Genomic DNA, 17,670 nt, shown 5'->3' with positions numbered 1-17,670 from the left:
CACATCGAACAACCCACCGGCCACAGGCACACCGATCAGCCCTCATCCTGAGACGCGTAGGCCATAGGCCGGAGCCTCGAAGGACGGGGGCGGGTGATGAGCGGTCTCCCTCGGACGAGAGATCGGGCGAATCCCGATCGAAAGAAGAGCCGTCGAAAACCGCTCATCTTCTTGTGAATGCAAACTGAATGGCCAGTTCGAACAGCATTCAGCTTGCCGCGTTTAGTGTCGAGGCAATCCCTGAAGGGAGAGCTTAAAAGACCAATCGACGGAGACACTCCATGACGCATTTCCTCACCAAGGCTTGCCTTGCCGCAGTGCTCGCGCTCTCATCCATTCCGGCCACTGTTTCCACGGCGGCAGCCGCAGGGCCGCAGACGAACTTCATCGTCGAGGCGCAATATCATCGTCCGATCCGCGGCTGCTCGCCGATGCACGCCGTGCGCAAGGCGCGCGATTTCGGCCTGCGCAGAGCCCACATTACCCGCATGTCGCCGCGTGTCGTCGTCGTCGCCGGGCGCGACCGTCGCGGCTGGGACAGGATGGTCTTCGCCAATGTCCGCGGTTGCCCGCTGATCCGGCGCTGAACACCGGAACGGCAAGCGCCGACATGCGCTTGCCGCCCCTTTTGCCTTGACGGCGACACTTTCAGCCGTCTCTTCTCTGGTTTGTATAAGTGATTCCACTGACTCTTCGGCGTGATGCGGAGAGTGGGGAGGGCGGCTCGACCGCACCGACTATAGAACGAAAGGTTTTTCGATGATGCAGTTTCTGGCAAAGGCGGGTCTTGCCGCCATGCTTGCCGCCGGTACGCTTGCCGGCACGGTGGTCCCGGCGGCCGCCCAATTCAGTATCATTATCGGCGATCAGGATCGTGATCCGCCGCGCGATTATCGCCGTCCGCCTCCGCCGCCGGGCTTCGACCGGCGCCGCCCGCGCGGCTGCGATCCGCGGCTGGCCGAAGATCTCGCCCGCGATTGGGGCTTCCGCCGTCCGCGCGTCGTCGACATCACCCCGCGCCGCGTCATCGTCCAGGGCTGGACCCGCCGAGGCCCCGACGAAATGAGCTTCGCCAACGTCCGCGGCTGCCCCGCTTTGCGCCGCTGATTTTTGCAGAATACGGGCCTCGTCTCCCCGGTGCGGCCACCAGAACCGCCTTTGCCAGTCTCCCCGATCGGCAAGGGCGGTTTTCTTTTGTGGGATTCCTTTGCGCGCAGTTTGCGGCATCTAGAGCTTTTCCGGGTTAGATTGAAGCATTCTGTTGGCTCAAACGGAGTCGGATGGTCGACCGGCCGGCGCGCGTCGTAGCCCAGCTCTACGGCCAAGCCGGCCGGTCGATCAGCCGGCCCGTTTCAGTCAACCCTCCCGCAGATTTGCCAGGCAAATCTGCAAGACTCAAAAGCGCCGGACGCACTGATCGCTTCGCCGCGGCGAAGCGGTGCGGCCGATGGGCCGGGCATGTTTCCGCCAGGATCAGAGGCGATCGGCTCGGACGTACCTGGAGGTATGCCCATCGCCAATCGCCTCTGCCCTGACGAAACCCTGCCCCGGCAGAATGCTTCAAGCTAACCCGGAAAAGCTCTAAGCCCCGCCCCCTTGTGGGGAGGGGTCTTCGGCGGCACCGGCGCAAACGCGCAGCATCAACCTGCCGCGGATCTGCTGCCTATCGCGCGCCCTCAAATAGACGCGCTGCCGCTTCCATTTACTGCTCGATGGCGAAGGTCACGGTGACGCTGACAGTGTAATTGTTCTCGCCGCCTTGGACGGGGACGGCGGCTACGTCGGCTTCCTTCATCATCGTGGCGCGATAAGCGGGCTGCGGCAGCGGGCGCGGCACATTCTCGTTGATTTCGATGATACGGCCGAGCTTGACGCCTGCGGCTTCGCTCAGCGTTTTCGCTTTCTTGACGGCCTCGGCGACGGCGTTCTTGCGCGCTTCTTCGAACGCCGCTTCCGGCTTGTCGTTGGTGAACTGGATGTCGCCGCCCTGGTTGATACCGAGCGTGACGGACTGGTCGATCACCTGGCCGAGCTTGGAAAGATCGCGCAGGCGCACGGTGACCGAGTTGATCGTCTGGTAGCCGATCAGCTGCGGCTGCTGCTGCTGGCCGTCGACCGGCTGCGGATAATTATACTGGGGCTGGATGGAGAAGCCTGATGTCTGCAGATCGCGCTCGGCGATACCGCCGTCCTTCAGCGCCTTCAGCACGTCGTTCATCGCCTTGTTGTTCTCGTCGAGCGCTTCACCGGCGGTCTTCGCCTGCTTGACGACGGCGAGATTGACGATGGCCATATCGGGCGCCACGGCCGATTCGCCGTCGCCCGTCACCGATATCACCGCCTCTCGCGGCTTTGCCTCTTGCGCCAAGGCGGGTGCGGCACTGCCGAGCGGCAGGGCCAGAAGAGCAGTCATCACAAGTGTCTTGGACAGAATCGGCGCCATGTTTCATTCCCTAGTTGTCGTTTCCCGGATGAGCTTTCTGTCGGTTGATTGTGAAGCTATTGCGGCGGAAGGGAAGGGGCGCATGCGGATCGGGAGAAAAATGTGAGGGTGCGGGAGGAGGGGGTGCTGCGCCGGCCCCGGTAGGCCCGCGGCAGAGGGCGGACACGGTAAAGCGTCCTCCTTATCCGACACTCGGCTATGTCGAGTTCGGCAGGATTGGCGGGCGGGACGAAGGCCGGCCGGTCGATCGAATCTGGTTCCGAAAAGAATTGTCCGCCGCCGCTCGATTAGGAGCCGCCGGCGGCGGCTTGCCACGCGTCAGGCGCCGAAATCATCCATGAAGGAGGGATGAATCGCGGGCTTGCGCTCTTCGCGGGCTTCGCGAATGCGCTGGGGAACCGCACCGAGACCGGCGACGAAACGGGTCAGGAGATTGCGGTTGAAAAGTTTCTGTATGCTCATGGCAGTTCACTCATTCTTTTTTTTGTTAGCCGGCGGCATATATTTTGCGCAGGCTGCCATAACAATGGGCAATTTTGCATGACAGTTATGTGACAGCGCATGGGCTTGAAAAGATGGGCGGAAAGGCGATCACTTTAGCGTTACAAGAGGCCGGCAAGAGCAGCCGATGCCATGAATCAACGCCGGTTCTCGCCGCGGCGTGGTAGATTGCCGGCTTGGGGCAAGGCCTGCCCTTCCGAAGGAGAGCCTCAGATGAACCGATTTTTCGCCTTTATCGCGACCGGAACGCTGATCAGCCTTTCAACGATCATTTCGGCCTGTACGACGGCAAGCGTCGATCAGACGTCGTCGATCAGCGGCGGTTACTATCAGGAGAGTCGCCCCCTGAATCATGCCTGCGCCGATGGGTTTAGACCTGGCGATGGGCGGTCTTGCAGTTATTAGAAGCCGCGATACTTGCCACGACCGCTTCGGCGGATATGTTCTCTACCGTATGGTTCTGCGAGTGTGTCTTTGGCGTTACAGCTATTTGTTGAGTTAGGCTGTAGCCTGCAGTTGTGTTGTAAGACATGGGGTCACGAACATGAAGCTCACGATCGCCACCACTTTTCTAGCACTTGTCGCAACGGGCGCATTTGCAGCGGATGCCGTGCAGGACGTGCCGGCCGCACCTGTTGCGGCTGCGCCAGCTTTCACCTGGTCAGGCCCCTATCTCGGCATCGATGGCGGCGCCAGTTGGCTAAACGGTGACTTCAGCGCCGGCGGCGCCAGCGATTCTCAGGACTTTAACGGCGGCGTCTTCGGTGCATTTGCGGGTTACAATTTCCAGTTCGACAACAACATCGTTGTCGGTATCGAGGGCAACCTCGAATACAACTGGAACGAAGAGGAAGCGCTGGGGGCGGATGTCGGGACTGATTGGGCCGGCGCTGTTCGTGGTCGTGTCGGCTATGCCTTTGATAGGGCGCTGCTTTATGGTGCGGCTGGTTGGACCGCCACGCGCGGATACGTAGACCTGCCGGGATCCGACAAGGAAACGGAGACCTTCAACGGTTACACGGTCGGCGCGGGCGTCGACTTTGCCATCACCAACAACATCTTCGCCCGCGGCGAGTATCGGTATAACGACTTCGGCGAGAAAGACATTCTCGGTGTCGATGTCGACCTCAACCAGCACGAACTCAAATTCGGGATCGGCGTGAAGTTCTAAGAACTGTCAAGTTGGATCAGCGATAAGAAGCCCCGCCATGAGGGGCTTTTGCGTTCCATGGCAATGTCAGCAAAATCCTCTGATTGCTCAGTAGCATCGGCCCCCGATCTCATAGCCTGATGGCAGGAGCTGGTTGAAAAGCGCTCGGTCAGACGCCACCAACGATCTAGCGCTGGTGTTTGAACCATCATTCCGCGGAAGATCAACTCATCCAATTTTCTTCCCCGCAGCGGCGCAATAAAGGTGGCGAAGGATGCTATGACCGCTTTCAGAAGACCGGGGGGATCGCGTGCGCAAGATAAAGGTGAAGCTGCACCACAAGCAAGAAATCTTCGTGCACAATAATCTCGCCAACACGGCCTTCTATTTTCGTCAGCGGATCGCGGAGCGGCTTGCGAAGGATGACCGCGAAGGCGTCGGCTTAGAGATGACCGCATGCCTCATCATAATCGCCTTCGCGATGGAGGCCCATGTGAATTTCTTCGGATGGAAGCTTGCCCCGACGAAGTGGGACGAACGGGATCAGATCAAAGCCAAGATTAAGATCGTCGCCAAGCATGTGGGCTTGAAGGTGGATTTCGGGAAACGCCCCTACAAGACAGTGAAAGACCTCAAGGCGCTACGGGATCAGCTCGCTCACGGCAAACCTGAGATCATTACGCGCAAGGAAGACGAGCTGATCACCACACACGAGGAACTGGAAGCCCTTCCTTTCCAGCAGGCATCATGGGAGAAGTATGTCACAAAGGACTTCCTCGACCAAGCTTTCGACGACATGAATGCCATCTGGAACGATATGTTGGCGGCATCCGGTCTAGAAGTCTTTGATGCCGTCACAAAGGGAGATCGGTCCATTCAGTATATCGGGGAGGGTATCTAACCCCAACCCGGCCTCACATCCGTCCTGCGGCATTGCGCGCAAGCGACAGGATAGACAGGTTCGTCCTTCCGCTTCGCCTCTTTCTTCTCCTCAGTGGTCAAAACATCGATTTCAAATCGATGCCCGCAGTTGAGGCATTGGAAGCGCTTGACCTCAGTCATATTCAATTCCTGCCTGTTTGGTGAACTCGAGCCAGAGAGCGTCTGCTACCTGCTTCGCATCGTATCGCTTCTTGTCGTTGCTGATGAATTCGTTCAATGACAGGAACATGTTGTACTCGTCAGCATCAACTTGAACGGAGCCATTCGACGTGTTGGATTCGCCATGAGATTGCCATGAGTAATTGATGTCGCCGAAGTGATGGCGGCTGCCCTTGCTGTTGTGGACAGTGATGTGTGCGTCTCGGCCGCCCTTGTAGCCGCGATTGACTACAGTGCATGTGAATGAATTATCGCCCATGTTTTCAAAACGGGCGCGGAGGTCCTCGGCCTGATCCAGTTCCTCACACGACGTCTTGAAATACTCTCGAATGACGCGGAACGCCTCGTCCGCGAAATCTCGCCGCTGGATGGTGTCGAATTCTTGTTTGATCTTCAAGCGGCGACCGCCCACTTCCGGTGTAGCGCGCTCGCCAAGAGGATTCGAAGTCTTTTTGTACGTGGATGTCGCGACGGCTCGAAGCCCTTGGATGACGTTCAGATACGCGACATTTTCGTTTGTCCACTCCGGTATCGGCTTGCCATCCGTTGGCAGCGCCATGCGCGTACTGAAGGGCGAAGATAGCCAGTCGCAGGGTTCAACGATCACGGGCACAATGTGCAGCTTTCCAGCCGCTTCGAGCTTCTGCGCCTCTTCGAATTCTCTCTCATAGCAATAGTTAGAGGCTAGATAGTCCGGGCTGACGAGTGCTATGAAGACTTGGCTTGACCGGAGGGCCGTGAAGACCTCGTTGTCGAGTTTCGACCCGGCGAGGATGGCGTGATCCGTCCACGTCTCGAAGACTTCGTCTCTGAGAAGCTGGGCCATATGCTTATGAAGCCTTTCGAGATGCTTCGAGTCGGCGTGCGAGTAGGAAATGAAGGCGGTGATAGCCAAGGTTGACCTCGCGGATATAGTTTGTCAGCGGAAGATCTAGTGTAGCGATCTGCGCGTTCGCCACCAAGTAGTCTGAAATCGATCCCACACGTTTATTTGCTAGGCGGAGGCCGCCGTGACTCGTCCAGCTTAATTCAAACGCTGCCGGGTAGTTGGCGAGATAGAATTGGTGGGCCCGGAGGGACTCGAACCCCCAACCAAGCGGTTATGAGCCGCCGGCTCTAACCATTGAGCTACAGGCCCTTGGCGCCGGTGACGGCACCTGGATGCCGGGGCAATGGTTCCCGCAGCATCGGTTCGCTCTAGCCCAAATTGCAGGGAGCCACAAGCGGGCAGGACAACATCTGTGGATGATGCGTATTTCGTGGGCAAAAGGACTGGAACCTTCGCATGGCGGAAAGACTTATTCGAATCAGATTCCGCATGAAAAGGGCGATTGCAGATGGTAGCTTCGAACAGTGCCGTGGTGCTCATCGTGGAGGATGAGCCGCTGATCCGGTTCAATATCCTCGATGTGCTGGAGGATGTCGGCCATGTGGCGCTGGAGGCGGCGAATGCGGATGAGGCGCTGGTGGTGCTGAAGGGCCGGCAGGATGTCGACATTCTGTTCACCGACGTCAACATGGCCGGCTCGATGGATGGGATCCAGCTTGCCAGGCGGGTGAGGGCGATGCGGCCGAATATCGGCATCATCATCACCTCGGGCATGGTGCGTCTCGATCCGATGGCGCTGCCCGCCAATGCCGCCTTCCTGCCGAAGCCCTATATGCACGACACGTTGATTGCGACGATCGATTCCCTGATGGCATGATGTCCCTGATGTGTTGACGACCCGAGGTGACCGGGGGCGCGCAGCCGCAAAACGGGGACAGGTTTTGCGGCCGCGCGCGAGGCGCTGCGAGGCGTGCCCCTCTTCAGGTGCGGCGGAGGGGACCGCACCCTCAGCCGAAGCTGCTCTTCAGCGCCTCATTCTCATGCTGAGCCTTCTTTTCATAGATTGTGAACAGCGCCATCGAAAGCAGATAGGAGAGGAAGGGATCCCCTATCTGCGTGGCGATGTCGCGGGATGCGAGGACATGGCGCTCCAGGGCGGAGATGTCTTTCGGTGTTGCGGTTTCAACGAGGCGTTTCATGCTGCCATCTCCAGGAATTGCGTCACGACCGAGCGGGCCGGAACATGTCTGACATAAAGGGGTTGGGTCAGGCCGAGGGCGGCGCGCATCTTGCGCAGCACGCGGTCAGACACTTCGAAGGCGCCGCAGCAGACGGGATACTTGCCGTAGCCGTCGGCGCGGCCGAGTTCTTCCACTTCGGCGCCTGCACGTTTGTAGACGCGCTTGAGATAGGGTTCGTAGTTGGAAATCATCGTATGGATGCCGTGATCGAGCGCGCATTCGCACAGCGCCAGCAACATCATCGAGAAGGCGCGGCCGGGATCGATATTGGGGAAATCCCTGGCGATCGCCTCCTCGTCGATGCACATGCGCGTGCCTTCCCAGATGCCCGGGGCGACGAGATCGGCGGCAGCCGGAAAGGTCTCACGGAAGACGTCGTAGAGAAGCGTCGGACCGGTCGTCGGCATCAGGCGCATGCCGCCATAAAGGCGCGTGCGGCTGTCGTTGCACCAAACGAGGTAGGCCGGAGAAAGCGAATCGTAGCTGTCGCGTTCGTAGGGGCCGATGACGGGTACGTCCCAGCCGAGCTGGTCGGCGAAGACCTTCTTGCGAAGGCGAAACATCTGCTCGAGTACGGCGGCGTGTTTCTGATACTCATGTGCCTGAATGATAACGAACATTTTGCCCTCCAGCGTTTGCAGTTCGTGAGGAGCAGAATGGTTCAGGCAGGCCGGATCGGAAATTCCCTCAGATGGGCCCCCTCAGATGGGGGGATTAGCCCAAAAGTATGAGGATGGGGTCGCGACAGGCGAAGACGAGGCGCAGCCGGGAAGATCGCGATCCTTCGGCTTTTGAATCGACACGTCGTATTTTCGGAAAATCGATTCCGATTCTCAGGGATTGATGATGCGCAACTGCACGGCCCGCGAGGCGGCGGCCGAAATCGTGGCGCAGCCGAGCTTAAAGCGGGCGGTTTTCAGGTAATCGCGCGTCGTGTGCTCCGATATGCCCAATATCACCGAGATATCCTTGTAGTCCTTGCCGAGCGCCGTCCAGTGCAGGCACTCGATCTCGCGCGGCGACAATGTCGGCACCGGATCATTCTCGCCATGCAGCTCATAGACGGCCTTGCGGTGGATCAGATGGGCGATCTCGATCCATTCGTTGCGGCAGCGGCGCACAAGCTCGGCCCATTCCTCGGCCGGTATGCGGGCGTTCAGCGACAAGAGCGCGCGGCGCTGCGCCTTGTCGGCGACGGGAATGGAATAGCCGTTGCCGCCGATGCCGTGCTTCTGGGCGTCGACCAGCATGGCATAGGCTTCCGGCGTCGGCTCGACTTCGCTCCAGTCGAAGGGCAGCTGGCGCTCGAAACCCTGCTTGACGATCGGATCGACCTTCACATAGCTGTTCAAGAGGTAGCGGGAGACCCAGGAATCCGGATAGGTGGTGCGCACGAAGGGGGAATCGATCTTGCTCGCGATCGTCTGGGCGAGATGGTAGGTCACGAAATCGAGGCCATATTCGGCCTGGAGAATACGGATGGCGGCATCCACATTGGTTGCAGCCTTGATCTGTTCGAAAGCGGGTTCGAACTTGTCGCTGTAGGTATTCTCGATCATTTCCATTGTCCCAGTTCCCTCAATCCTACCGCGAGGACCGTCATAAATACAAGGCATCCCCACATATGCGGGGAATGACAATCCGGCCGCCGCCTGCTAGCGCCTTCATGAGGAGACCTCATATGGACAGCAAGAGACCGTTCGAGATTGCCGAATGCCGACAGGCCGCCAAAGGCCTGAAATCCAGCTGGCAGGACATGGCAGGTTCCGAAGCGTTGATCCGCGCCCTTGTTGCCGAACGCAACGGCGACACCCCGCTGGCGCTGTTCTGGACCGAGGTCCACCGGGCGCTTTGCCAGGAAAACAACGCCTTCTGACATGGTCCGCCCCGGCGGGCAGTGTGAGGTTTTCCCCGACCTGAGAGGCTCCGGCCGGGCATCAATCAGCGCCGCGGCCGGATGGAATCACGCTTCGCGCATGCGCAGTTTTTCATCCCTGTTCCGTTTCCGATTTTGCGACGGGAGTGTCGAGCGGCAATGTCGCAGGCGGGTGAAAGAAAAACCCGTACTCCATGGATTTGTGCCAATATGCTTGATGAAGTGTTTCAAGCGGAAACAGCGGTGTTCGGGGAAAGGGTTGGACTGTGCCATTATCGACGCTCCCCTTCGACGCGCCGCTCCGTTCTGCGGTGAGGCAAACCGCGCCTCTGTCCGCAGTCGATGAGGCAAGCCGGCCCCTCTCTCCGCCATCGTCAGACAAGCCACACCTTCTCTCCGCCCTCATCCTGAGGCGCCCCGCAGGGGCCTCGAAGGACGAGGCCGCCATCGGCATCCGGGATGCAGTGCAATTGAGCGGCGCCGTGCAGAATCTCGCGGTTGGCCGTCGGATCAGCCGGCCTTGGCGGGCGGGGTGAGCCAGCCGTCGCGCGGCAGTTCCGGCCGTTGCGGCTTCGGGCGGAACTTCACTAGCACCTCGCGTCCATCGACGGAGGCCTGCGTGCGTTCCAGCGCGTCCCGCTCGGCGACTGCCTGGCGCCAATGTTCGCCGTCCCGGCCGTCAGGGCGGCCCTGTTCTTCCCAGATCGCATAGGCCCGTTTGCTGATCCACTCATGGCGTCTGTCGCTCATCTATCGATTCCCGTGAAAGGCGTTATTCGGCAATTCTGTCCGGCAGAACAGGCGCGCGGCGCTTGGCTGCCATCAGCAAATCGAGTTCGATCGAGGAGGGCCCGAAGCGGGTGAACAGGCTCTCGGCCTGGTCGCTGCGCAGGCCATATTTGGAGGCGAATTCGTCAAGGCTGTAAGGACGGCCGCGCAGGACTCTGGACCGCCGCTCCGGTTCACGGATCTGCGTCATTGGTGGTAACCCCATCTGCTGTTACGAAGTGCGCGAACAAAACAGATTACAGCCGCAAAAGTTCCGTGATTTCAGGGTTTTTTCCGCCTCCCGCGCCATTCCCACGCGGCTGGCATAGATTTTCAAGAATCCGGCTCACTGAGAAAATTTCGCCTAAAACATGCAGGAATTTCATGCATTTAGGAAAACGGGTGCCGCCTCGGTCGAGAAACGGGCTTTATTCACGGAGTGTTACTCTATAGAATCAATCGTGTTATTCGGTCCGCAGGGGCAAAAAACGCTGTGTTCCCCGCGTTCATGCCGACCGATCCAGGAGGATTTTGGCTTAATCCATCAAGAGGAGACAGACATGATGAATGCCCTGCCGCCACTTCATAACGGCCACGCGCCGTTTACCCTCCAGCAGCTGTTTCGCGAAGCACTTTACGCTTTCGAGGAATGGGACAGCGAATTGACCGAACCGATCGTGACCCATGAAGGAAGGGTCATCCCGATCAGTTTCGTTTTCGAAGCCATGCGCGAATGCACCGACATCGTGCCGATGAATATCGTCGGCGCCGTCACCGAGCGGCTGACCAAGCCGTGGGAGGGCGAAGGTCCGCTCGACCAGATGACCTTCTCGACAGCGGCACGCGTCATGCGCGTGCTGGTGCGCAAACGCCTGCTTGCCAACGGCACAGCGGACCTCGTCGCCGTCTCGGCGCATGCGGCCGAGGACCAGAGCCGCGACTGACGGGAAAAAGGATCGTGGCCAACAGATGTTGAGCTGCGATCCTTTTCCGCTTCGTCGGAACCTCCCCCAATTCCAGCCGTTTACTGCATGTTCCCAGTTCGTATCGGATTGGGAATTATTCAGTTATTCAGCGCGTTACAGCGTTCTTGCGCGTCTTGAAATACGCGACCGCTGCAATGGCGCAGTTACAGGCCCGTGAGATGACGGGCGAGGAATAGCACCATGCTGAGATCCATCGTTCATGAAATCATCGGCACACCGCGACGTGAGCCGGACCTTCCACAATCGCTCGAGCGGTTTCGAGACAGCAAACGGGTGCTGATCATCTTCGCCGATGCGCAGGACGACCGCCCAGCAATCCAGGACGAATGGTTGCGGAATGCACAGATGCGCCTCATTGAGGAAGACGTCGAAGTCTTCATCATCGCCGGCGGCGGCGCTTTTTCGCTGTTCGACGATGGCTGGGAACTTGATGCGGACGATATTCGCGAGCGGCTGCAGGGGCCGCCTTACAGCGAGTTCGGGCTGATCCTGATCGGGCGTGACGGCACGGTGAAGCTGCGCTCCAGCGAGCCGCGCACGGCGGAAGAAATTTTCGCCGCGCTGGACAAGCTGCCGAAGAAGGCGTCGTGATAGCTGCGGTCGACGTGTGCTCACCCGTTCAGAGTTCGAAGGCCTCCTTGAGGCCGAGGCTCTTGCGTTCGCGCAGGTCGAGATCGGATTCGATATGGGCGATGTGATGCAGCATCAGCTGGCAGGCGCGGTCGAGTTCGTTGTCTTCGATCGCCGATATGATGTCGCCATGTTCGGAATGGCCGCAGCTGGAAGCGGTCGACTGGCCATAGAGCGCGATGACAAGGGATGAGCGGGCGACGAGCTCCTCCATGAAGCGCTGCATGATGGCATTGCCCGAAATTTCGGCCAGCATCAGGTGGAAATCGCCGGATGCCTTGATCTCGGCGCGCCGGGCCGTCTGGCCGCGCTCGCTCATCAGGCGGCCTTCTTCCTGCAAAAGCTCTCGCAGATTCCTGATATCGTCAGCGGTGATCCGCGCCGCCGCCTCGCGCAATATGCCGGGCTCGACGAGGCGCCGGGCGGAAAAGATCTGGCGGGCCTCATCAGGGGAGGGATAGGCGACGAAGGCGCCGCGGTTCTTCTCGACGCTGACCAGGCCCTCATAGGAAAGCGCCTGCAGCGCTGCGCGGGCAAGTGTGCGGCTGACATTGAAAAGATTGCCGACATCGCTTTCGGAAAGCTTGGTGCCGGGGGAAAGCCTGCGCTCGACGATCGCCTCTCGAATGGCGTCGCGGATCTGGTGCGCGCCGGTTTCGGCGATTTCTTCGGCCTGCATGGCCTTGGCGGCGGATTTCATGAAGACTATTCCCTGATGGCGGGCAAACCATACCCGGCTTCGCGGCAAAAGTTAAACGGAATTTGTCATCGAAACAGCGGTTAAATTGTATACGATTTTCTGCGTAAATTGCAGACGATAGCCTAAATGATGTGCAGACGATGCGGTGCTCATAAAATGCGCCTGCACGGTTTCGAGTGTTAAAGTCCTTTCCTGTTAAGAGCTTAATCGAAGTTGGAGGCGATTGGCACGGCAGATGCATCATCTTTCCCGAACAGGGGAAGGCATGATGTCGAAAGCGGCAGAGATCGATATAGTATCCGTTTCGAAGGTCTACGGAGCGACGATGGCCGTGCATGGGATCAGCCTGAAGATTCCGGCCGGCTCCTATTGCTGCTTCCTCGGCCCGTCGGGCTGCGGCAAGACCTCGACGCTGCGCATGATCGCCGGTCATGAGAGCATTTCTTCAGGCGATATCCGGCTGGGCAATACGGTCGTCACCGATTTTCCGCCGGCCAAGCGCGGCACGGCGATGATGTTCCAGTCCTATGCGCTGTTTCCGCATCTCGACCTGGTCGAGAATGTCGCCTTCAGCCTGAAGATGAAGGGTGTCGACAAGGCGGAGCGGCGGGCCAAGGCGCTTGAGATGCTGAAGCTGATGCAGATGGAGCCCTACGCCAACAGGCGTCCGGCTCAGCTTTCCGGCGGCCAGCAGCAGCGTGTGGCGCTGGCCCGCGCCTTGATCACCGATCCGGAGGCGCTGCTGCTCGACGAGCCGCTGTCGGCGCTCGACCCCTTCCTGAAGATCCGTATGCGCGCAGAGCTCAAGAAGCTGCAGAAGTCGCTCGGCATCACCTTCGTCCACGTCACCCACAGCCAGGAAGAGGCGATGGCGCTCGCCGATGTCATCGTCATCATGAATGACGGCCGCATCGAGCAGGCGGCGGCACCCCGCGAGGTTTTCGAGAAGCCGGCAACCGCTTTCGTCGCCCGCTTCATGGGCGACCATAACGTTTTGTCCGGCCGGGTGACGTCGAGCGCGGACGGCATGCTGGTCATGACCGTGCCGGAGGGGCAAAGCTTTTCCGTGCGGGGCGAGGGCAGGGAAGTCGGCGAGCCGGTCGATATCGGCATCCGCACCGATCGTGTACGCCTGCAGGTGGCGACCGAGTGGACGCTCGGCTTCAACGGCATCGTCACCAACGTCGAATATCGCGGCTCCTCGGTGAAGATCACCGTTGTCGGCGCCGGCAGCGACGACTTCACCGTCATATCAGACGACAACGACTATTTCGCCCGTCCGGTCGCCGTCGGCGAGACCGTCGCGCTCAGCTGGGAACTCGATGACGCCGTGCTTCTCGGCCGCTCCTCCGCATGAACCATCATCAACCAACCTTCCGCATCAACAAAAAGGGGAACTGACATGACGACTGAAACGACATCGACGAAGACTGCGAAGGGCCTATCCCGCCGTACGCTCTTGAAGACGGGTGCTGCCGCCGTCGGCGCCATCGCCGGCTCTGGCGCCATCACTGGCTTTCCCACAATCTGGGCGAAGACCAACATCACGCTTCGCCAGTTCGGCACCGGCGTTTCGAACATCAACGCCATCGCCGAGAAGTGCAAGGCCGACCTCGGTATCACGCTTGAGATGACGGCGACCGATTCCGACGCCGCCGCTCAGCGTGCCGTCACCCAGCCCGACAGCTACGACATCGCCGACATCGAATACTGGATCGCCAAAAAGGTGTTTCCGACAGGCGTGCTGCAGCCGATGGACGTCAAGAAGCTCAAATATTACGACAAGATCGTGCCGCTCTTCATCAACGGCAAGATGAAGCCGGACAGCGTTATCGCCCAGGGCACGGCACCGCACACGGTCGGCTTCGTCGAGGCGCAGGGCGCCAAAAAATTCGCCAAGGAGCCGACGCAGTGGATGACGATGGTTCCCACCATCTACAATGCCGATACGCTCGGCATCCGTCCCGATCTCGTCGGCCGCGACATTACGAGCTGGGCCGATATCATGGACCCGAAGTTCAAGGGCAAGACCTCGATCCTCAACATTCCGTCGATCGGCATCATGGATGCGGCGATGATCATGGAAGCCTTGGGCAACATCAAATATGCCGACAAGGGCAACATGACCAAGGAAGAGATCGACAAGACGATCGAATTCCTCATCAAGGCCAAGGGCGACGGCCAGTTCCGCGCCTTCTGGAAGAGCTTCGACGAGTCGGTCAACCTGATGGCGTCGGGCGAGGTCGTCATCCAGTCGATGTGGTCGCCGGCCGTTGCGGCCGTCCGCTCCAAGGGCATCGCCTGCAAATACCAGCCGCTGAAGGAAGGCTACCGCGCCTGGGGCGGCGGCCTCGGCCTTGCCGCGCATCTCAAGGGCGCACAGCTCGATGCGGCTTACGAATATATCAACTGGTACACGTCGGGCTGGGTCGGCGGCTACCTCAACCGCCAGGGTTACTATTCCGCCTGCATGGAAACCGCCAAGAACTTCATGACGGCAGACGAGTGGGGCTACTGGATCGAAGGCAAGCCGGCGCAGGGCGACATCCTCTCTCCCGAAGGCAAGGTCATGGAAAAGGCCGGCGCAGTGCGCGACGGCGGCGCCTTCGAAGCCCGCATGGGCGCCGTCGCCTGCTGGAACTCGGTCATGGACGAGGACCGCTACATGGTCCGCCGCTGGAACGAGTTCATCGCGGCGTAAGGCCTGCCGGGAGGGCGGAGAGCCGCTATCTTTGCTATCGCTCAAGAGGTCGCTTTGCTCCGCCCCCTCATCTGCCCTTCGGGCATCTTCTCCCCGCTGGGGAGAAGCGGGAATTCGCGGTTGGGGTCGCGTGAAGAAAATCGAGGTTCGCGGTGGCCGAGGCGCCGCCGCGATTCCTCTTCTCCCCAGCGGGGAGAAGGTGCCGGCAGGCGGATGAGGGGGCTCCTTGCCCGACCTGCATAATGAGGAAACGGAGAACCGATCATGGCGACCATCGCAGCGGCAACGGAGGAAGGCAAACACGGTGCGCGAGTCCGCGCCTTCCGCCTCTCTCCCTCCACCATCTCCTACCTCCAGGCAACGCCGCTGATCGCCATCCTCGGCTTCTTCTTCCTGCTGCCGATCGCCATGATCGCGGTCGTTAGCTTCTGGGACTACGATTTCGCCGGCCTTTATCCCGATTTCCTCACCATGAACTACACCGACACGCTCGGTTCATGGGTGACGTGGAAGACCTATCTCAACACGCTGAAATTCACCGCCATCGTCTGGGCGCTGACGCTCGTCATCGGCTTCTGGGTCGCCTATTTCCTGGCCTTCCACATCCGCAAGACCTCGACGCAGATGATCCTCTTCCTCGTCTGCACCGTGCCGTTCATGACCTCGAACATCATCCGCATGATCTCCTGGATCCCGGTGCTCGGACGCAACGGCCTGGTCAATTCAGCGCTGATCAAGATGGGCATCATTCCGCAACCGATCGAATGGCTGCTCTATTCCGATTTCGCCGTCGTGCTCGCCATGGTGCATCTCTATACCTTGTTCATGGTGACGCCGATCTTCAACACGCTGATGCGCATCGACCGCTCGCTGTTCGAGGCGGCGCGCGATGCCGGCGCATCGGGCTGGCAGGTGCTGTGGAACGTGGTCATTCCGCTTGCCAAACCCGGCATGGCGATCGGCACGATCTTCGTGGTGACGCTCGTGATGGCGGACTTTTCGACGGTGCAGGTCATGTCCGGCGGCCAGAGCGCCTCGGTGGCGCTGATGATGAAGAACCAGATGTCGCTGCTGCAATATCCGGCGGCCGCCGCCAATGCGGTGGTGCTGCTTGCGGTGGTGCTCATGATGGTCGCCGCCATCCTGCGTGTCGTCGATATCCGCAAGGAGCTTTGAGATGAACCACGAAAAACGCGGCCTGGAATTCTATCTGCTGGCGATCTTCTTCATCGTCTTCGTACTGTTCCTCTACGGCCCGCTCTCGGCGATCCTGATCCTCTCCTTCCAGGGACCGGACGGCGGCCTGACCTTCCCGATGAATGGCGTTTCCACCCACTGGTTCTTCAATCTGTTCGAGAAGCAGGCGGTCGGCGATTTCGGCGCCTCGTTCCGCCGCTCCTTCACCCTCGGGCTGATGGTGATGGTGGTGACCGTCGTCGTATCACTGCTGGCCGGCCTTGCCTTCCGCCGCCGTTTCCGCGGATCGACCGCGCTTTTCTACGCCACGGTCGCCAGCCTCGTCGTACCCTCGATCATCATTTCGCTCGGCATCGGCGTTGTGTTCCAGGAGGGCGGTCTCAAGCCCGCATGGTATTCCTCGGCCTTCGGCGCACATCTGACCTGGACGCTGCCCTTCGGCGTATTGATCATGTTTGCCGTCTTCAACCGTTTCTCGCCGGCTTATGAGGAGGCGGCCCGCGACCTCGGCGCCACCTCCTGGCAGACGTTCCGGCACGTCGTGCTGCCGATGATCGCACCGAGCCTGATCGGCGTCGGGCTGTTCGGCTTCACGCTGTCCTATGACGAATTCGCACGCACATTGATGACCTCGGGCAGCTACAATACGCTGCCGCTCGAAATCTACGGTATGACCACCAACGTCACGACGCCGGTGCTCTATGCACTCGGCACGGTGACGACGCTGTTTTCCTTCACCATCATTCTAATCGCTCTCGGCATCATGACCATGCTGGGGCGGCGGCAGGCAAAGATAGACTGATATGCGCATCCTCATCGTCAATCCGAACACCACGGCCTCCATGACCGAGAAGGCTGCGGTCGCCGCGCGTGCGGTGGCGGCATCCGGCACCGAGATCATCGCCGCCACATCCAGCATGGGGCCGGTCTCCATCGAGGGACATTACGACGGGGCGCTAGCGATTCCCGGCCTGCTCTTGGAACTTAAGGAGCGGCAGGCGGCGGGTTACGACGCGGCGGTCATTGCCTGCTTCGACGATACCGGGCTCGACGCAGCGCGAAGTTTCGCCGATGTGCCGATCCTCGGGCTTTGCGAATCCGCCGTCGTGACGGCCGGTTTCCTGGCGCAGCGCTTTACTGTGGTGACGACGCTGGAGCGGTCGCGGGTGCTGATCGACAATCTGGTGCGCCGCTACGGTATGGGCGAGCGCGCCAAGGTGCGCGCCTCCGACATCCCGGTACTGGAGTTGGAAAACGCGGCTTCGGGCGCGATCGGCAAGCTGAGGGCCGAGATCGAGCGGGCGCTTACCGAAGACGGCGCCGAGGCGATCGTGCTCGGCTGTGCCGGCATGACGGATCTTGCCCGGGAATTGCAGGATATCTACGGCGTGCCCGTCATCGACGGTGTGGCGGCCGCCGTCAAACAGGCCGAGGCGCTGGTGTCGCTTGGGCTTTCCACCAGCAAGCGCGGCTCCTATGCCTCGCCGCTGGCGAAACCCTTTATGGGCGCGATGAACGGTTTCTCGCCGACCCCGAAAATCGGCTGA

The 17,670-nt window shown here is 60.1% G+C and carries 23 protein-coding genes and 1 tRNA gene; 14 read left to right on the top strand and 10 right to left on the bottom strand.

The genetic code is table 11. The features are described 5' to 3' along the window. Positions 1 to 281 precede the first annotated feature (281 nt). Together AMK02_RS14900 and AMK02_RS14895 are read left to right on the top strand one after the other, a co-directional pair. Complete coding sequence (locus tag AMK02_RS14900) at positions 282 to 587, top strand: hypothetical protein (protein ID WP_064803942.1); 306 nt, start codon at positions 282 to 284, stop codon at positions 585 to 587. A gap of 172 nt (positions 588 to 759) precedes the next feature. Further along, a complete protein-coding gene (locus AMK02_RS14895) occupies positions 760 to 1,107 on the top strand; it encodes a hypothetical protein (RefSeq protein WP_064803940.1) in 348 nt (115 codons plus the stop codon). Between the two features lie 595 nt (positions 1,108 to 1,702). Here the strand turns inward: AMK02_RS14895 and AMK02_RS14890 are convergent. Then, positions 1,703 to 2,443 (bottom strand): SIMPL domain-containing protein, encoded by a 741-nt coding sequence (locus AMK02_RS14890; protein WP_064803938.1) that lies wholly within the window; start codon positions 2,441 to 2,443, stop codon positions 1,703 to 1,705. A 318-nt stretch (positions 2,444 to 2,761) separates the two neighbouring features. Continuing rightward, entirely contained in the window at positions 2,762 to 2,905 is a 144-nt protein-coding gene (locus AMK02_RS31750; protein ID WP_164517803.1) for a hypothetical protein, read from the bottom strand. A 252-nt stretch (positions 2,906 to 3,157) separates the two neighbouring features. Here AMK02_RS31750 and AMK02_RS14885 point away from each other — a divergent pair, with 252 nt between their 5' ends. The 3 genes from AMK02_RS14885 (at position 3,158) to AMK02_RS14875 (ending at position 4,995) form a co-directional block, all read left to right on the top strand. Further along, positions 3,158 to 3,349, top strand: coding sequence for a hypothetical protein (locus AMK02_RS14885; protein WP_064803936.1), 192 nt, complete (start codon positions 3,158 to 3,160; stop codon positions 3,347 to 3,349). Positions 3,350 to 3,488: 139 nt separating this feature from the next. Continuing rightward, positions 3,489 to 4,115 (top strand): outer membrane protein, encoded by a 627-nt coding sequence (locus AMK02_RS14880; RefSeq protein ID WP_064803934.1) that lies wholly within the window; start codon positions 3,489 to 3,491, stop codon positions 4,113 to 4,115. A 289-nt stretch (positions 4,116 to 4,404) separates the two neighbouring features. Beyond that, positions 4,405 to 4,995 (top strand): hypothetical protein, encoded by a 591-nt coding sequence (locus AMK02_RS14875; RefSeq protein ID WP_064803932.1) that lies wholly within the window; start codon positions 4,405 to 4,407, stop codon positions 4,993 to 4,995. Positions 4,996 to 5,148: 153 nt separating this feature from the next. Here AMK02_RS14875 and AMK02_RS14870 read toward each other — a convergent pair whose 3' ends face one another. Next, positions 5,149 to 6,090, bottom strand: a complete 942-nt coding sequence (locus AMK02_RS14870; protein ID WP_064803930.1) for a toll/interleukin-1 receptor domain-containing protein — start codon at positions 6,088 to 6,090, stop codon at positions 5,149 to 5,151. A gap of 167 nt (positions 6,091 to 6,257) precedes the next feature. After that, positions 6,258 to 6,333: transfer RNA gene (locus tag AMK02_RS14865), tRNA-Ile, on the bottom strand. A 199-nt stretch (positions 6,334 to 6,532) separates the two neighbouring features. On the opposite strand from AMK02_RS14865, the gene AMK02_RS14860 reads away from it, so the two are divergent. Continuing rightward, positions 6,533 to 6,901, top strand: coding sequence for a response regulator (locus AMK02_RS14860; protein ID WP_064803928.1), 369 nt, complete (start codon positions 6,533 to 6,535; stop codon positions 6,899 to 6,901). A gap of 130 nt (positions 6,902 to 7,031) precedes the next feature. Here the strand turns inward: AMK02_RS14860 and AMK02_RS14855 are convergent, their stop codons facing one another. The 3 genes from AMK02_RS14855 to AMK02_RS14845 form a co-directional block, all read right to left on the bottom strand. After that, positions 7,032 to 7,223: a hypothetical protein gene (locus AMK02_RS14855; protein WP_020921840.1), complete on the bottom strand. Its 192-nt coding sequence runs from the start codon at positions 7,221 to 7,223 to the stop codon at positions 7,032 to 7,034. Next, positions 7,220 to 7,885: an acyl-homoserine-lactone synthase gene (locus tag AMK02_RS14850; protein ID WP_064803923.1), complete on the bottom strand. Its 666-nt coding sequence runs from the start codon at positions 7,883 to 7,885 to the stop codon at positions 7,220 to 7,222. Before AMK02_RS14850 ends, AMK02_RS14855 begins: the two co-directional genes overlap by 4 nt. 213 nt (positions 7,886 to 8,098) lie before the next feature. After that, positions 8,099 to 8,824: a LuxR family transcriptional regulator gene (locus AMK02_RS14845; protein WP_064806251.1), complete on the bottom strand. Its 726-nt coding sequence runs from the start codon at positions 8,822 to 8,824 to the stop codon at positions 8,099 to 8,101. A gap of 122 nt (positions 8,825 to 8,946) precedes the next feature. On the opposite strand from AMK02_RS14845, the gene AMK02_RS14840 reads away from it, so the two are divergent. Then, positions 8,947 to 9,141, top strand: coding sequence for a hypothetical protein (locus AMK02_RS14840; RefSeq protein ID WP_020921837.1), 195 nt, complete (start codon positions 8,947 to 8,949; stop codon positions 9,139 to 9,141). Between the two features lie 510 nt (positions 9,142 to 9,651). On the opposite strand, the gene AMK02_RS14835 is transcribed toward AMK02_RS14840, so the two are convergent. Together AMK02_RS14835 and AMK02_RS14830 are read right to left on the bottom strand one after the other, a co-directional pair. Continuing rightward, a complete protein-coding gene (locus AMK02_RS14835) occupies positions 9,652 to 9,891 on the bottom strand; it encodes a DUF2934 domain-containing protein (protein ID WP_011426157.1) in 240 nt (79 codons plus the stop codon). A gap of 22 nt (positions 9,892 to 9,913) precedes the next feature. After that, positions 9,914 to 10,120 (bottom strand): hypothetical protein, encoded by a 207-nt coding sequence (locus AMK02_RS14830; protein WP_064694756.1) that lies wholly within the window; start codon positions 10,118 to 10,120, stop codon positions 9,914 to 9,916. 349 nt (positions 10,121 to 10,469) lie between these two features. Between AMK02_RS14830 and AMK02_RS14825 the strand changes: the two genes are divergently transcribed. Beyond that, positions 10,470 to 10,853, top strand: coding sequence for a hypothetical protein (locus tag AMK02_RS14825; RefSeq protein WP_038690240.1), 384 nt, complete (start codon positions 10,470 to 10,472; stop codon positions 10,851 to 10,853). 222 nt (positions 10,854 to 11,075) lie between these two features. Then, a complete protein-coding gene (locus AMK02_RS14820; RefSeq protein ID WP_064803921.1) occupies positions 11,076 to 11,486 on the top strand; it encodes a DUF4174 domain-containing protein in 411 nt (136 codons plus the stop codon). Positions 11,487 to 11,514: 28 nt separating this feature from the next. On the opposite strand, the gene AMK02_RS14815 is transcribed toward AMK02_RS14820, so the two are convergent. Beyond that, entirely contained in the window at positions 11,515 to 12,225 is a 711-nt protein-coding gene (locus AMK02_RS14815; RefSeq protein ID WP_064803919.1) for a GntR family transcriptional regulator, read from the bottom strand. A 268-nt stretch (positions 12,226 to 12,493) separates the two neighbouring features. Here AMK02_RS14815 and AMK02_RS14810 point away from each other — a divergent pair, with 268 nt between their 5' ends. The 5 genes from AMK02_RS14810 to AMK02_RS14790 all read left to right on the top strand — a co-directional run bounded on the left by AMK02_RS14810 (position 12,494) and on the right by AMK02_RS14790 (position 17,670). Further along, positions 12,494 to 13,582, top strand: coding sequence for an ABC transporter ATP-binding protein (locus AMK02_RS14810; protein WP_064803917.1), 1,089 nt, complete (start codon positions 12,494 to 12,496; stop codon positions 13,580 to 13,582). Positions 13,583 to 13,627: 45 nt separating this feature from the next. Then, positions 13,628 to 14,926, top strand: coding sequence for an ABC transporter substrate-binding protein (locus AMK02_RS14805; protein WP_064803915.1), 1,299 nt, complete (start codon positions 13,628 to 13,630; stop codon positions 14,924 to 14,926). 264 nt (positions 14,927 to 15,190) lie between these two features. Next, on the top strand, positions 15,191 to 16,102 hold the full coding sequence (locus AMK02_RS14800) for an ABC transporter permease (protein WP_064803913.1): 912 nt from the start codon (positions 15,191 to 15,193) through the stop codon (positions 16,100 to 16,102). A 1-nt stretch (position 16,103) separates the two neighbouring features. Continuing rightward, positions 16,104 to 16,925, top strand: a complete 822-nt coding sequence (locus AMK02_RS14795) for an ABC transporter permease (protein ID WP_064803911.1) — start codon at positions 16,104 to 16,106, stop codon at positions 16,923 to 16,925. Position 16,926: 1 nt separating this feature from the next. Continuing rightward, entirely contained in the window at positions 16,927 to 17,670 is a 744-nt protein-coding gene (locus AMK02_RS14790) for an aspartate/glutamate racemase family protein (RefSeq protein ID WP_064803910.1), read from the top strand.

The sequence above is a fragment of the Rhizobium sp. N731 genome (assembly GCF_001664145.1).
Classification (GTDB): domain Bacteria; phylum Pseudomonadota; class Alphaproteobacteria; order Rhizobiales; family Rhizobiaceae; genus Rhizobium; species Rhizobium esperanzae.
The sequence above is the reverse complement of the archived record's forward strand: the minus strand, read 5'-3'. Positions and strand labels throughout refer to the sequence as shown.

Bases quoted from the DNA above. Each gene is read 5' to 3' on its own strand.
- AMK02_RS14900 (WP_064803942.1), top strand. From the start codon at position 282: ATGACGCATTTCCTCACCAAGGCTTGCCTTGCCGCAGTGCTCGCGCTC.
- AMK02_RS14895 (WP_064803940.1), top strand. From the start codon at position 760: ATGATGCAGTTTCTGGCAAAGGCGGGTCTTGCCGCCATGCTTGCCGCC.
- AMK02_RS14890 (WP_064803938.1), bottom strand. From the start codon at position 2,443: ATGGCGCCGATTCTGTCCAAGACACTTGTGATGACTGCTCTTCTGGCC.
- AMK02_RS31750 (WP_164517803.1), bottom strand. From the start codon at position 2,905: ATGAGCATACAGAAACTTTTCAACCGCAATCTCCTGACCCGTTTCGTC.
- AMK02_RS14885 (WP_064803936.1), top strand. From the start codon at position 3,158: ATGAACCGATTTTTCGCCTTTATCGCGACCGGAACGCTGATCAGCCTT.
- AMK02_RS14880 (WP_064803934.1), top strand. From the start codon at position 3,489: ATGAAGCTCACGATCGCCACCACTTTTCTAGCACTTGTCGCAACGGGC.
- AMK02_RS14860 (WP_064803928.1), top strand. From the start codon at position 6,533: ATGGTAGCTTCGAACAGTGCCGTGGTGCTCATCGTGGAGGATGAGCCG.
- AMK02_RS14855 (WP_020921840.1), bottom strand. From the start codon at position 7,223: ATGAAACGCCTCGTTGAAACCGCAACACCGAAAGACATCTCCGCCCTG.
- AMK02_RS14850 (WP_064803923.1), bottom strand. From the start codon at position 7,885: ATGTTCGTTATCATTCAGGCACATGAGTATCAGAAACACGCCGCCGTA.
- AMK02_RS14845 (WP_064806251.1), bottom strand. From the start codon at position 8,824: ATGATCGAGAATACCTACAGCGACAAGTTCGAACCCGCTTTCGAACAG.
- AMK02_RS14840 (WP_020921837.1), top strand. From the start codon at position 8,947: ATGGACAGCAAGAGACCGTTCGAGATTGCCGAATGCCGACAGGCCGCC.
- AMK02_RS14835 (WP_011426157.1), bottom strand. From the start codon at position 9,891: ATGAGCGACAGACGCCATGAGTGGATCAGCAAACGGGCCTATGCGATC.
- AMK02_RS14830 (WP_064694756.1), bottom strand. From the start codon at position 10,120: ATGACGCAGATCCGTGAACCGGAGCGGCGGTCCAGAGTCCTGCGCGGC.
- AMK02_RS14825 (WP_038690240.1), top strand. From the start codon at position 10,470: ATGATGAATGCCCTGCCGCCACTTCATAACGGCCACGCGCCGTTTACC.
- AMK02_RS14820 (WP_064803921.1), top strand. From the start codon at position 11,076: ATGCTGAGATCCATCGTTCATGAAATCATCGGCACACCGCGACGTGAG.
- AMK02_RS14815 (WP_064803919.1), bottom strand. From the start codon at position 12,225: ATGAAATCCGCCGCCAAGGCCATGCAGGCCGAAGAAATCGCCGAAACC.
- AMK02_RS14810 (WP_064803917.1), top strand. From the start codon at position 12,494: ATGTCGAAAGCGGCAGAGATCGATATAGTATCCGTTTCGAAGGTCTAC.
- AMK02_RS14805 (WP_064803915.1), top strand. From the start codon at position 13,628: ATGACGACTGAAACGACATCGACGAAGACTGCGAAGGGCCTATCCCGC.
- AMK02_RS14800 (WP_064803913.1), top strand. From the start codon at position 15,191: ATGGCGACCATCGCAGCGGCAACGGAGGAAGGCAAACACGGTGCGCGA.
- AMK02_RS14795 (WP_064803911.1), top strand. From the start codon at position 16,104: ATGAACCACGAAAAACGCGGCCTGGAATTCTATCTGCTGGCGATCTTC.
- AMK02_RS14790 (WP_064803910.1), top strand. From the start codon at position 16,927: ATGCGCATCCTCATCGTCAATCCGAACACCACGGCCTCCATGACCGAG.